11 protein-coding genes are annotated in these 12920 nt (G+C 70.0%); 6 read left to right on the top strand and 5 right to left on the bottom strand.

Going from position 1 to position 12920, the window contains the following annotated elements:
- Positions 1–144: 144 nt before the first annotated feature.
- Positions 145–2133 (bottom strand): beta-galactosidase, encoded by a 1989-nt coding sequence (locus ACFCVM_RS07760; protein ID WP_375836682.1) that lies wholly within the window; start codon positions 2131–2133, stop codon positions 145–147.
- A 311-nt stretch (positions 2134–2444) separates the two neighbouring features.
- Between ACFCVM_RS07760 and ACFCVM_RS07755 the strand changes: the two genes are divergently transcribed.
- The 4 genes from ACFCVM_RS07755 (at position 2445) to ACFCVM_RS07740 (ending at position 6772) form a co-directional block, all read left to right on the top strand.
- Positions 2445–3752, top strand: a complete 1308-nt coding sequence (locus ACFCVM_RS07755; protein WP_375835542.1) for an ABC transporter substrate-binding protein — start codon at positions 2445–2447, stop codon at positions 3750–3752.
- Positions 3753–3825: 73 nt separating this feature from the next.
- On the top strand, positions 3826–4809 hold the full coding sequence (locus ACFCVM_RS07750; protein ID WP_375835541.1) for a carbohydrate ABC transporter permease: 984 nt from the start codon (positions 3826–3828) through the stop codon (positions 4807–4809).
- Positions 4810–4908: 99 nt separating this feature from the next.
- Positions 4909–5736 carry a carbohydrate ABC transporter permease gene (locus ACFCVM_RS07745; RefSeq protein ID WP_375836681.1) on the top strand — a complete coding sequence of 276 codons (828 nt, stop codon included), beginning with the start codon at positions 4909–4911 and terminating at the stop codon, positions 5734–5736.
- A gap of 19 nt (positions 5737–5755) precedes the next feature.
- Entirely contained in the window at positions 5756–6772 is a 1017-nt protein-coding gene (locus ACFCVM_RS07740; protein ID WP_375835540.1) for a LacI family DNA-binding transcriptional regulator, read from the top strand.
- Between the two features lie 60 nt (positions 6773–6832).
- On the opposite strand, the gene ACFCVM_RS07735 is transcribed toward ACFCVM_RS07740, so the two are convergent.
- Entirely contained in the window at positions 6833–7453 is a 621-nt protein-coding gene (locus ACFCVM_RS07735; protein WP_375835539.1) for a dihydrofolate reductase family protein, read from the bottom strand.
- Positions 7454–7468: 15 nt separating this feature from the next.
- The gene (locus ACFCVM_RS07730) at positions 7469–8857 is read right to left on the bottom strand and encodes an FAD-binding oxidoreductase (protein ID WP_375835538.1); all 1389 of its coding nucleotides are present in this window, start codon (positions 8855–8857) and stop codon (positions 7469–7471) included.
- 162 nt (positions 8858–9019) lie between these two features.
- Between ACFCVM_RS07730 and ACFCVM_RS07725 the strand changes: the two genes are divergently transcribed.
- The gene (locus ACFCVM_RS07725) at positions 9020–9385 is read left to right on the top strand and encodes a hypothetical protein (RefSeq protein ID WP_375835537.1); all 366 of its coding nucleotides are present in this window, start codon (positions 9020–9022) and stop codon (positions 9383–9385) included.
- Between the two features lie 160 nt (positions 9386–9545).
- Positions 9546–11003, top strand: coding sequence for a cellulase family glycosylhydrolase (locus ACFCVM_RS07720; RefSeq protein ID WP_375835536.1), 1458 nt, complete (start codon positions 9546–9548; stop codon positions 11001–11003).
- A gap of 94 nt (positions 11004–11097) precedes the next feature.
- On the opposite strand, the gene glsA is transcribed toward ACFCVM_RS07720, so the two are convergent.
- Positions 11098–12318, bottom strand: a complete 1221-nt coding sequence (gene glsA, locus ACFCVM_RS07715) for a glutaminase A (RefSeq protein WP_375835535.1) — start codon at positions 12316–12318, stop codon at positions 11098–11100.
- Positions 12319–12380: 62 nt separating this feature from the next.
- Positions 12381–12902 carry a hypothetical protein gene (locus tag ACFCVM_RS07710; RefSeq protein ID WP_375835534.1) on the bottom strand — a complete coding sequence of 174 codons (522 nt, stop codon included), beginning with the start codon at positions 12900–12902 and terminating at the stop codon, positions 12381–12383.
- Positions 12903–12920 lie beyond the last annotated feature (18 nt).

Below are 12920 nucleotides of genomic sequence, written 5' to 3'. Positions count from 1 at the left end.
CCGTTTCCCTCTCGATCTGGCAGCCTCGCGGGTCGCCGCCCGAGTCGGGCGAACGGATCCGCGACGTTGCGGTGTTCGTTCTGGTGGTGCTGGTGGTGCTGGTCGGGTGGGCGGCTGCGGTGCGGCAGCCGCCCGTCGGTGCGGCTAGCCTTCGTTCGTCGAGAGCCGGATGACGCGGGTGCCGCCGGCGGGCACGAGCGTCGAGGCATCCGTCGCCGCACCGGTCGCGACGTCGACGCCCGCTGCCGCGATCACGGCGTCGGTCTCGGCGTGGTTGATCGCGACGAGGTAGTGGGTGCCGTCGCCCGAGACGCGGATGACGCGTTCGAGGCCGGGCGGCGGCGTGGTGACCTCGAGGCCGGCGTCGGCGAGCACGCCGCCGATGAACGCGGCGAGTTCGCCGCCGTCGAGCTTCGTGGAGAGGTACCAGGCGGCGCCGTCGCCGAGCGCGTTGCGGGTGACGGCGGGCAGGCCCGCCGCCGGCCCGTCGACGAAGCGCTCAACGGCGGCCGCGCCCTCGAGGTGGATCTCGTCGGTCCACACGGCGCCGGTCGACCCGTCGGTGAGGGCGACGACGCCGCCCTCGCGAAGCGGCTGGAACTCCTCGATCGCAAGGCCGAGCACCTCGCGCAGGCGGCCCGGGAACGGACCGGCCGGCACGGCGTCGAACTCGTCGACGATGCCCGAGAAGTACGACACGGCGAGCACGCCGCCGCCCGCCACGTAGCCCTGCAGGTTCGCGGCCGAGGCCTCGTCGAGCAGGTACAGCGACGGCGCGAACACGGCCGAGTAGCCCGACAGGTCGGCGCCCGGGTGCACGAAGTCGACGGTCACGCCGAGCTGCCACAGCTCGGAGTAGAACGCCTCGAGTCGTTCGCGATGCGAGAGGTCGACCGAGGGCCGCCACTCGAGCTCCTGCGCCCAGAACGACTCGGTGCTCCAGATCACGGCGACGGATGCCTCGACGCGGCTGCCGCGCAGCTCCGACAGGTCGCCGACGAGCTCGCCGAGCCCCACGACCTCCTTCCACACGCGCGACGAGCGGCCGGCGTGGGGGAGCATCGCCGAGTGGAACTTCTCGGCGCCGAAGCGGCTCGCCCGGAACTGGAAGAACATGATCGCGTCGGCGCCGCGGGCGAGATGGGCCATGCTGTTGCGCGCGAGCTCGCCGGGGCGCTTCGCGACGTTGCGCGGCTGCCAGTTGACGGCCGAGGTCGAGTGCTCCATGAGCACCCACGGGCGGCCGGCCGCGAGCGAGCGGGTGAAGTCGGCGTCCATCGCGAGCATGACGTGGGCGTCGATGCGCGAGGCCGTGAGGTAGTGGTCGTTCGAGACGATGTCGACCTCGGGCGCCCACTTCCAGTAGTCGACCGAGGGGCAGCTCGTGGCCATGAAGTTCGTCGTGATCGGCTGCGCGGCATGCCGGCGGATCGCGTCGCGCTCGAGCACGAAGCACTCGAGCAGCGCGTCGGAGCTGAACCGCTTGAAGTCGAGCTGGTGGGCCGGGTTCGAGACGCTCGCCGACTGGCGGGGCGCGTCGACCTCGTCCCACTCGCCGTACACCTGCCCCCAGAACGTCGTGCCCCACGCGCGGTTCAGCGCGTCGAGCGACCCGTAGCGATTCGCGAGCCAGTGCCGGAAATTGACGACGGATGCCTCGTCGAAGCTCTCGGAGACCGGGGCGCCGTACTCGTTGTGCACGTGCCACATGACGACCGCGGGGTGCTGCGCGTAGCGCTCGGCGAGCCGCTCGGCGATGGCCGCCGCCGCGCGGCGGTACTCGGGGCTCGACGGCGAGACGATGCCGCGCGAGCCGAAGCCGAGGGCCACGCCGTCGCGGGTCACGGGCCGTGCCTGCGGGTACGCCTTCCAGAACCAGGCCGGCGGCACGGTCGTGGGCGTGCCGAGGTCGACGTCGATGCCGGCGCCCGCGAGCAGGTCGAGCACCTCGTCGAGGAAGGCGAAGTCGTACTCGCCCTCGCGCGGCTCGAGGAGCGCCCACGAGAAGATGCCGACGCTCACGAGGTTCACGCCGGCCTCGCGCATGAGCTCGATGTCCTCGAGCCAGGTCTCGCGGGTCCACTGCTCGGGGTTGTAGTCGCCGCCGAAGCGGATCGCCGAGGTGCCGGGCATCCAGCCGCTCGACGACGAAGCGGAAGCGGAAGCGGTTGCGCTCGCCGTGGCGGTGGTCGCCTCGGCGCCCGTGACGGGGGCTGGGCGTGAGGTCGGCGCAGGCTGCGAAGGCATGGAGTGTTCTCCCTTGAAACTGTGTGCGGTCACAGTTCTAACACAGGATGAGATCGTTACGCCATCTGTTGATCCCGGAGTTGACACGAAAGCGTGGCTGTGCGTTACTGGGATCGCTCACAGGCACAACGTGGTCCTCTCTCGATCGCGTGCGGCCACGGGGCATCCGCAATCACAGCTTTCGACAAGGAGGACGAATGCGTGCAGCATTCCGCACCGGCGCCGTTGCAGCCGTTGCCGCAGCAGCGCTGATCATGACCGGTTGCTCGGCAGATGCAGGCTCAGAGGGCAGCGCCGACGACCCGGTGGAACTCACCTACTGGGCCTGGGCGCCGAACCTCGACAAGGTCGTCGACCTCTGGAACGACGAGAACCCCGACATCCAGGTCACCGTCAACAAGCAGGACGGCGGCGACCCCGCGATCACCAAGCTGCTCACGGCGATCAAGGCCGGCAGCGGCGCACCCGACCTGATCCAGGCCGAATACCAGAAGATCCCGACGCTCGTCTCGAGCGACGCGCTCGCCGACCTCGCCGGCACGAGCGCCGCCGACCTCTCGGGCGAGTTCCCGTCGGGCGTGTGGGACTCGGTCACCCTCGGCGGCGACGCGCTCTACGCGATCCCGCAGGACACGGGGCCCATGATGTTCTACTACCGCGACGACATCTTCACCCAGCTCGGCCTCACCGTGCCCACGACATGGGACGAGTACGCCGAGACGGCACGCGCACTGCACGCGGCCGACCCCGCCAAGTACCTCGGCACCTTCTCATCGAACGACGCCGGATGGTTCGCCGGGCTCGCCCAGCAGGCCGAGGCCGAGTGGTGGTCGATCGACGGCGACGCCTGGGGCGTCGGCATCGACGAGGAGCCCACCCAGAAGGTCGCCGACTACTGGGGCGGACTCGTCGAGGAGGGCGTCATCGACAACAAGCCGATGTACACGCCCGAGTGGAACGCGGCCCTGAACGACGGCACGCAGGCCGGCTGGCTCGGCGCCGTCTGGGGCCCGGGCGTGCTGAGCGGCAACGCCGCCGACACCGCCGGGCTGTGGAAGGCCGCGACGCTGCCGAACTGGGGTTCCGACGCCTCCAACGGCAACTGGGGCGGCTCGTCGACGGCGGTCACCTCGCAGTCGAAGCACGTCGACGCCGCGGTGAAGTTCGCCACCTGGCTGAACACCGACCCCGACGCCGTCGCGGCCCTCGTCACCGAGACGGGCATCTACCCGGCCTCGACGGATGCCGCGGCATCCACCCTCTCGGAGGCGCCCGAGTTCTTCAGCAACCAGCCCGACTTCTACGACGTCGCGGCCGAGGCCGCGCAGTCGGTCGCGCCCTTCCAGTACGGCCCGAACGTGAACGTCGCCTTCAGCGCCTACAACGACGAGTTCGCGAAGGCCGCCGAGTCGAAGACCCGTCAGGCGTTCCTCGACGCGGTCGCAGCGATGCAGCAGATCACGGTCGACGACCTGGAGTCCAGCGGCTTCACCGTCGCCGAATAGCTCGAGTACGAGGGGGCGCTGCGCCGCGGCGCCCCCTCGCACCAGTTCCACTCGCCCCTGGAAGGACCGACACATGACCGCAACGGTCGACGCCCCGAGCGACGGAACCCGGCCGGTACGGCCGGCGCCGCAGCATCCGGCGAAACGGCGCAGCGCCGCCCGCCGTCACGTCACCCCGTGGATGATGCTCGCGCCCGGCATCGTGCTCTTCACGCTGTTCATGGCCGCGCCGATCCTCTACACCTTCGCGCTCTCCTTCCAGAAGGAGCTCGTGTCGGGGCTCGGCCTCGGCTCGGGCTCGCGCACCCGCGCCTTCGCCGGCCTCGAGAACTACATCGCGACGTTCACCGACCCCGAGTTCCTCGCGAGCGTCGGCCGGGTGCTCGTCTACGGACTCATCCTCGTGCCGACGATGCTCGGCCTCGCGCTGCTCTTCGCGCTGCTGCTCGACGCGCGGCGCACGGGAGCGAAGGGCTTCTCGCGGGTCTCGATCTTCCTGCCGTACGCGGTGCCGGCGGTCATCTCCTCGCTGCTCTGGGGCTTCCTCTACCTGCCCGCCGTCAGCCCCTTCTACTGGATCTTCGAACAGCTCGGCTGGGACGACGTGCCGTCGCTCCTCTCACCCGGCCTCGTCGTGTTCGCCATCGCGAACATCGGCCTGTGGGGCGGCGTCGGCTTCAACATGATCGTCATCTACACCTCGCTGAAGGCGGTGCCGACCGAGATCTACGAAGCCGCGCGCATCGACGGCGCGAGCGAGCGCCAGATCGCACTGCGCATCAAGGTGCCGATCATCATGCCCGCGCTCATCATGACCGCGCTGTTCTCGATGATCGCGACGCTGCAGGTGTTCGCCGAGCCGACGACCCTGCGGCCGCTCACCAACAGCCTCTCGACCACCTGGTCGCCGCTCATGTACGTCTACCGCGACGCGTTCACGCGCGACGACATCTACTCGGCCGCCGCCACCTCGGTGATCATCGCCGTGGCGACGTTCGCCATCTCCTTCCTGTTCCTCCGCGTCGTGCAGCGACGCGCCTTCGGCCAGGAGGACTGAGCCGTGACCATCACCAACCAGACCCGCGCCATGGTCGTGCCCGACTTCGACGAGGCATCCGATCGCCGCAGCCGAAGGGGCGCGAAGGGCGACCAGCGGATGCCCCTGGCCGTCGGCACCACCGCCGTGCTGCTGCTCGGCGCCCTCTACTGCCTGCTGCCCGTCGCCTGGGTCGTCATCGCCTCGACGAAGGACGCGTCGGAGCTGTTCTCGACGTTCACCTTCGCGCCGAGCACGCACCTGTGGGACAACATCGTCGAGCTGACGAACTACCGCGACGGCCTCTACTGGCGGTGGATGGCGAACACGGCCCTCTACGCCGGCTTCGGCGCGATCGTCTCGACCTACGTCTCGGCGCTGTCGGGCTACGCGCTCGCGAAGTACGTGTTCCCGGGCAAGAACGTCGTGTTCCGGGTGCTGCTCATGGGCGTGCTCGTGCCGGGCGTCATCGTCGCGATTCCGCAGTACCTGCTGCTCGCGCAGGTCGGGCTCACGAACACCTACTGGTCGGTGCTGCTGCCGCAGCTCATCAGCCCCTACGGCATCTACCTCGCCCGCATCTACGCGGCGGCCGCCGTGCCGACCGACATCATCGAGTCGGCCCGCACCGAGGGGGCGCGCGAGCTCTCCATCTTCCACCGCATCGCGTTGCCGATGATGGGGCCGGGGCTCGTGACGATCTTCCTGTTCCAGTTCGTCGCCGTGTGGAACAACTTCATGCTGCCCTACATCATGCTCGGCAACGACGAGCTGTTCCCGATCACGGTGGGGCTCTCGGGGCTCCTGAACCAGGGGGCGTCGCTGCCGGCGATGTACACGCTCGTGATCACGGGAGCGCTGCTGTCGATCGTTCCGCTCATCGCGCTCTTCCTCGTGTTGCAGCGGTACTGGCGCGTCGACCTCGCTGCCGGTGCCGTGAAGGCATGACCACTCATACACTGGCCACGTGACTGAGAACGCGCCCCGCCGGCGTCCTACCATCGAGGACGTCGCCCGCGAGTCCGGGGTGTCCCGCGGCACGGTCTCCCGCGTGCTGAACGGCGGTCACTGGGTGAGCCCCACCGCCCGCGAGGCCGTCGAACGCGCCATCAAGAAGACCGGGTACCGCATCAACCCGCACGCGCGGAACCTCGCGACGGCCCGGGCGAACTCGATCGCGTTCCTGCTCACCGAGTCGCACGACCGGCTCTTCGAGGACCCGAACTTCGCGGTGCTCATGCGCGGGGCGGCCGATGCGCTCGCCGAACGCGACCTGCCGCTCGTGCTGCTCATGGCGGGCTCCGACGACGAGCAGCGGCGCGCGACCGAGTTCATCACGGCCGGTCACGTCGACGGCGCCCTGCTCGTCTCCTCGCACCTCGGCCGGGAGGGCTTCCTGAAGTCGCTCGTCGATGCCGAGGTGCCCGTCGTCGCGTGCGGAGTGCCACTCGGCTACGAGCGCCGCATCGGCTACGTCGCCGCCGACGACCTCGAGGGCGCCCGCGACATGGTGGCCTACCTCCGCGACTCGGGCCGGCGACGCATCGCCACCATCAGCGGGCCGGTCGACACCTCGGGCGGCATCGGCCGACTCGAGGGCTACCGGCTCGAGCTCGGCGACGCCTTCGACGAGCGTCTCGTCGCCGTCGGCGACTACTCCCGCGCGAGCGGGGCGCAGGCCATGGCCGAGCTGCTCGAGCGCGCGCCCGACCTCGACGCCGTCTTCGTCGCCAACGACGTGATGGCCGCGGGCGCTGTCGAGGTGCTGCAGTCGCGCGGGCGCCGTGTGCCCGACGACGTCGCCGTCGCCGGGTTCGACGACGCGCCCATTGCGACGCGCGTCGATCCGGCACTCACGACGATGCGCCAGCCCTTCGAGCGCATCGCCCACGAGATGGTGCGCATGCTGCTCGACGTGATCGACGGCCGACCGGCCGGGCGCATGACGCTGCCGACCGAGCTCGTGCGGCGCGAGTCGGCCTGATCGCGGGTCGGAGCTGAAGCCGCGGCTGGCGCCGGTCTCTGTCAGCAACCCTCGGCGGCGTCAGCCCGCATGGCCCGCGGTGCCCGCGGCGCTCGCCGTATCGCGCGGCGCGTAGCGCGACAGCGTGATGCCGGTGCTGGTCGTCAGGCTGCTGAGCAACGTCAACTCCTGGTGCACCCCCTCGAACATGCGCTGACCGGTGCCGAGCAGCACGGGGTGGATGATCAGCACGTACTCGTCGATCAGCCCGGCACTCGCGAGCGCGCGCACGAGCTCGCCGCTGCCGAGGATCGAGAGGTCACCGCCATCCGTCGCCTTCAGCTCGGCGACCGTCTGCGCGGCGTCGCCTGCGACGACCGTGGAGTGCTGCCAGTCGAGTTCGAGTGAAGGGTTGCGCGTCACCACGTACTTCTCGGTGCGGTTGAGGTGCTCGGTGAACGGGTTGCCGTCGGTCTGGTGCGGCCAGAATGCGGCCATGTTGTCGTAGGTGCGATGACCGAAGAGCATCGCGCCGGTCTCGGCCATGCCCTTGCCCATCTCGGCGCCGAGCTCGGGATCGGCGTTCGCGCCGAGCGCCCAGCCGCCGAGGGCGAAGCCGCTGCGGGTGTCTTCGTCGGGCGACATCGGCGCCTGCATCACGCCGTCGAGCGAGATGTTGTTGGTCACCGTGATGGTGCGCATGTCGGTTCGTGCCCCTCAGCCCGGCGGGATGTTCTGGTTCAGCCGGAAGAGGTTGCCGGGGTCGTACGTGCGCTTGAGCGCCTTCAGCCGGTCGTACTTCTCCGGGCCGTACGCCTGGCGGATGCGCTCCTCGCCCTCGTCCATGAGGAAGTTCATGTAGACGCTCGTGTGGAAGGGCTCGAGCGCCGACCAGAAGTCGCGGACCCACTCGCGTTCGGCATCGAAGCCCTCGGACGACGCCGTCGCCGCGTTGATGTTGAACGTGTGCCCGACGCCGCGTCCGCTGAACGCCATCTCGTCGTCACCGACCCGCGCGACCGCACCGCCGACCTGCCAGATCGGGAAGCTCGTCAGCGGCGACTGGATGCGCCGCGTGTGCTCGACCGTGATGTCGATGACCTCGTCGCTCAGCTCGGCGACGTCGCACGAGCGGAAGTAGTACCAGCGACCGGGAGGGAACGACGGGTCGAACATCGCCTGGTGCTCGATGAAGGGCTTCGGCACGCACTGGTCGAGCACCGGCGAACCGAACTGCTTCATCGGGCGCACGACCCGCTCGCCCTCGTCGACCGGCCCCGTGTAGCAGCAGACCACGCCGACGATGAGCGTGCCGTGCAGCTCCGGGGGAACGAAGGGGAGCGGCGGCGCCTTGCGATGCATCACGATCGTCATCAGCTCGTCGGGCGCATCGGCGATCCAGTCGCGGTAGAAGCGCAGCACCTGCGGCGACTGCTCGATGGGCCAGAAGATGGGGCCGGCGACGACGGTGGGGCCGACCTCGCACAGGTTGAAGCCGAAGGCGGTGACGATGCCGAAGTTGCCGCCGCCGCCGCGCACGCCCCAGAACAGGTCGGCGTTCTCGGCCTCGCTCGCGATCACGCGCTCGCCCTCAGCCGTGGTGAGCTCGACCGACGACAGCTGGTCGATGCTCAGGCCGTACTTGCGCATGACCCACCCGATGCCGCCGCCGAGCGTCAGGCCGGCGACACCGGTGTGCGTGACGATGCCGCTCGGCACCGCGAGCCCCGACGGCTGCGTCGCACGGTCGACGTCGCCGAGCAGTGCCCCGCCCTGCACATGCGCCGTGCGCGCCTCGGGGTCGACGGTGACCGACCTCATCGGCGCGAGGTCGATCACGATGCCGTCGTCGCACACCGAGAGCCCGGGAAAGCTGTGTCCGCCGCCGCGAACCGCGACGGGCAGGCCGGTTCGGCGGGCGAACGTGAGCGCCGCACCGACGTCGTCGGCTCCGACGCATCGGGCGATCACGGCGGGACGGCGGTCGATCGAGCCGTTCCAGACCCTGCGGCACTCGTCGTAGGCACCGTCGTCGGGCCGCACGATCTCGCCAGCGAACCCCGATTCCAGCTCGCTGAACGCGGCTGCATCGACCGCCACGGCCATGCCGTCAAGCTACTCCTCGGGTCTCGTGCCCGCCAGCGGGAATCGAGCCGGGCGCGGCACCCGACACAACCCGGGTCCGGCGCCCGACACGACCCGCCGAGACATCCGCTCGATCGTCGCGGTATCGTCGTCTGGCCATACGACCGAAGGAGCTCGAAGCCCATGCCCGAACTCATCCTCGCCGGTACCGACCAGCAGACCGTGCCCGTCGTGATCTCGATCGCACAGGGCCTCGGCTACGAGGCGACGCAGCCGTCGCAGTCGAGCATCAAGCTCGAGCGCGGCAACCTCACCAAGACGCTGCTGCTCGGGGCGATGGCGGGCAAGAACTTCCACATCTCGTTCACGTTCGACATCGGCGTCGACCAGCACGGCAACACGTGGCTGCGCTTCGACCAAGATGGAGCGCTCGGCGCGGTCAAGGGCGGCGCCATCGGCTACGCGAAGAGCAAGAACGCCTACGGCGAGTTCATCGACGCGATGCGCGCCGAGACGACGCAGCGCGGGCTGCCGCTCGGCGAGCGGTAGCGCGCGGAGGGCGCGCTGAGCGGCGTTGCGGCGGGCGACGAGGGGGCGCTGCGGCGGGCTGCGATCGAAAGCGGGGTAAGTTCTCCGGATTACTAGGTCATTTGACCCACTTGCCCTACGCTCGATCGCACACGGTCGTTCGATGCGCAAAGGAGCGCCAATGCCCACCCTCTTGCACCGCGCCGCAGCAGGGCTCGCCCTCGCCACTGCGGCCGCGCTCGCCCTCGTTCCGACGGCCGCGGCGGCGGCCGCGCCGGCGGGCGCCGAGACGAGCAACTCCCGCACTGCCGGCAAGCCGGGCCACGGGGCATCCGGTCATGGGAAGAAGTCGACCGTGACCACCCCCGACGGCCGCGTCTTCATCACCGACGAGCAGGGCCGCGCGCTGCAGCTGCGCGGCTACAACGCGGCCAAGTACGTGCACGACCGGCTGACGCCCGACGACATCGAGTCGATGGCCGACCAGGGGTTCAACTTCCTGCGGCTCGTCGTGCAGTGGCAGTACTTCGAGCCGGAGCAGGGCGAGTACGACGAGGCGTACTTCGACTACGTCGAATCGGTGCTCGACGCGGCCGACCGCGAGGGCGTGCACGTCATGCTCGACATGCACCAAGACGTCTACGGCCCGGTGTTCGGGGCTTCTGGAGCGCCCGAGTGGGCGACCCGCACCGACGGGCTGCCCTTCGTCGACGACCCGGCGAACTGGTTCAACAACTACTTCCAGCCCGCGGTGATGCGCGCGTTCACGCACCTCTACGACGATGCCGACCTGCGCGCGGCGCAGCAGCAGCTGTGGGTCGAGGTCGCCGACCGCTTCGAGGGCCACGACAGCCTGCTCGGCTACGACCTGTTCAACGAGCCGTTCGGCGAGTTCGCCGAGGGCGAGGACTGGGTCACCGCCTCGGCGCGCATCGAGTCGACCAAGATCAGCGACATGTACGACCGGCTGATCGACGCGGTGCGCTCGGTCGACGACGAGTCGTGGATCTTCGTCGAGCCCACCGTGCTCGTCGGCTACGGCGTGCCCACGCAGCTCCGCACCTTCGACGACCCGAAGGTCGGCTACGCGCCGCACTTCTACAACACGGGCGTCGAAGAGGGCGGCGACTGGACCGGCGACGACTTCGTCGTGAACTACGAGGCCGCGATCTCGGCCTACCCCACGGCGAACGGCATGCCGATGATCGTCGGCGAGTGGGGCGTTCCGAACTCGCGCACGCCGGGCAACGCCGCGCTCGTCGCCGCGCAGGTCGCCGCCATGGAGCGCTTCGCGAGCGGCTGGTCGATCTGGTACTACTGCCGCGCAGACGGCGGCGGCTACTGCGCGATGGATGCCGCGGGCGGGGCCGCTCCCGGCAACGAGCCCGCATTCGGGCCGTACGCTCGAGCGATCTCCGGCGTGCCCGGTGCCGAGCACTTCGACGCGGCGAGCGGCGACTACACCGTGAGCTACACGGCCGGCCCCGGCCAGACCGAGATCTGGGTGCCGGAGACGGCCTACGAACGGGCGCCGAAGGTGTCGATCACGGGCGGCAAGGCGCACTACAACGCGAAGAAGCAGACCCTGCGCATCACGGCGAAGCCGGGGTCGGCGGTCACGCTGACGCTCGAGAGGTGAGCACCCGCTGACGCGTTTCCCATGACCGCGGCGCCGGCTCGATCCTCGGATCGCCGGCGCCGCAGCATTTCGCGGCAGCCACTCGGTCGACGACTCAGTCGAGCGAGAGCACGCCCTCGGGGTCGCGCACCGCGACGCGGGCGCTGCCATCGGGCGCGCGGCCGACGAGTTCGGGCGCCGCCGCGAACACGCGCTTCGATCCGTCGCCGACCCGGGTCACGCCCGTGAAGTCGAGCACGAGGCACGCGTCGTCGCTCACGAATGGGGCCAGTCGCGTGAGCACCTCTTCGGCGCCCGAGAACATGATCTCGCCGCGCAGCACCGCGACCGTGTCGACGCCCTCGCGCTCGAGCGAGGCGATCGGCGAGAGCGGCACCCCGTGGTGCTGCAGCATGTGCAGGCCGTGCCGCTCCGACAGCAGTTCGAGGGTCGCGACGCCGCGCACGCTGTTGCCGCGGGCATCGAGGCGCGGGCTGAACGTGCCGATGCCGAACTGCCCAGGCTGCACCGCCGCGATGCCGCCGCCGACCCCGCTCTTCGCCGGCAGTCCGACTCGCACGAGCCAGTCGCCCGAGGCGTCGTACATGCCGCAGCTCGTCATGACGGCGGTGGTCCAGCGGGCCGCGTTCTCGCTGACCACGCGTTCGTCGGTGACCGGGTTCACGCCGCCGGTGGCGAGCGTCGCCGCCATGATCGCGAGGTCGCGGGCGTTCACGGTGAGCGAGCACTGTCTGAAGTACGCGGTCGTCGCGACATCCGCCGTCGACCCGAGCGTGCCGGCCGAGCGGGTCAGGTGGGCGAGCGCGAGGTTGCGATCGCCGGTGGATGTCTCGGAGGAGAAGACCTCCTCGTCGACCTGCAGGTCGCGGCCGGCGAACCGCTCGATGCCGGCTCGCACGACCTCGAACTTCTCTGCGGCCGTGTCGCCGCGCATGAGCGACGTCGTCACGATCGCGCCGGCGTTGATGAGCGGGTTCAGCGGCCGGCCGGTGTCGGCCTCGAGGCTGATCGCATTGAACGGCTCGCCGCTCGGTTCGAGGCCGACGTGCTTCGTGACCTGGTGGAGGCCGAGCGCGTCGACCGCGAGGGCGAACACGAACGGCTTCGACACCGACTGGATCGTGAACTCCGCATCGGCGTCGCCGGCCTCGTGCACGACCCCGTGGGTGCTGGCGAGCGCTGCGCCGAGTTGCTCCGGCTCGACGTTCGCGAGCTCGGGGATGTAGCTCGCGACCTCGCCGTCGGTGCGTTCTCGCACCGCCTCGAGCACGGAGTCGAGCGCGTGTCGTACCGGATCTCGCAGATCGGCTGGCATGGGGTCAGCATACGACCGGGTCGCCGCGTGAGCGAGACCCGGTCGTCGTCTGGGCGGGGCGGTCAGCGCGACAGCGAGACCCCGAGCGTTGCGAGCACGCCGAACACCGTGCCCCACAGCACGATCGAGATGATCTGCCAGAAGATCACGGCATTGCGGTTCGCGCCGAACGACACCATCGCGGCGGAGGTGAACTGGCTCGGCAGGATGGCCGGGCCGACGAGGCTCACCCCGGCGACGCCGTACTTGTCGAACGCCCGGCGGATCTTCTCCCGTCGCGGCGACTCGTCGGGTGCCTCACCGACGTCGGACCCTGAGGCCGACCCGGCGGCAGCCCCGCGGGCGGCCTTGCCGGCGACGACCTTGCCGCGCACACCGTGCGCCGTCATCACGAAGATCAGCATCGAGATGACGTTGCCGACGACGGCCACGCCGATCGCGAGGGCGGTCGGCAGCCCGATCAGCACGCCGATGACCGCGCCGAAGTACGAGTCGATGAACGGGATCGCCGCGACGAGCATCACCCCGAACCACTGGAGGAACGAGGGGAGGGAGGTGGTGAAGTCCTGCAGGGCGTCGATCACGACGAGTCCTTTCGTAGG

The organism is Agromyces sp. NPDC056389 (assembly GCF_042262385.1).
Classification (GTDB): domain Bacteria; phylum Actinomycetota; class Actinomycetes; order Actinomycetales; family Microbacteriaceae; genus Agromyces.
The sequence above is the reverse complement of the archived record's forward strand: the minus strand, read 5'-3'. Positions and strand labels throughout refer to the sequence as shown.

Excerpts from the sequence above, each read along its gene's own strand:
- ACFCVM_RS07725 (WP_375835537.1), top strand. The coding sequence starts at position 9,020 with ATGCCCGAACTCATCCTCGCCGGTACCGACCAGCAGACCGTGCCCGTC.
- ACFCVM_RS07730 (WP_375835538.1), bottom strand. The coding sequence starts at position 8,857 with ATGGCCGTGGCGGTCGATGCAGCCGCGTTCAGCGAGCTGGAATCGGGG.
- ACFCVM_RS07720 (WP_375835536.1), top strand. The coding sequence starts at position 9,546 with ATGCCCACCCTCTTGCACCGCGCCGCAGCAGGGCTCGCCCTCGCCACT.
- ACFCVM_RS07750 (WP_375835541.1), top strand. The coding sequence starts at position 3,826 with ATGACCGCAACGGTCGACGCCCCGAGCGACGGAACCCGGCCGGTACGG.
- ACFCVM_RS07735 (WP_375835539.1), bottom strand. The coding sequence starts at position 7,453 with ATGCGCACCATCACGGTGACCAACAACATCTCGCTCGACGGCGTGATG.
- ACFCVM_RS07745 (WP_375836681.1), top strand. The coding sequence starts at position 4,909 with ATGCCCCTGGCCGTCGGCACCACCGCCGTGCTGCTGCTCGGCGCCCTC.
- ACFCVM_RS07755 (WP_375835542.1), top strand. The coding sequence starts at position 2,445 with ATGCGTGCAGCATTCCGCACCGGCGCCGTTGCAGCCGTTGCCGCAGCA.
- ACFCVM_RS07760 (WP_375836682.1), bottom strand. The coding sequence starts at position 2,133 with ATGCCCGGCACCTCGGCGATCCGCTTCGGCGGCGACTACAACCCCGAG.
- glsA (WP_375835535.1), bottom strand. The coding sequence starts at position 12,318 with ATGCCAGCCGATCTGCGAGATCCGGTACGACACGCGCTCGACTCCGTG.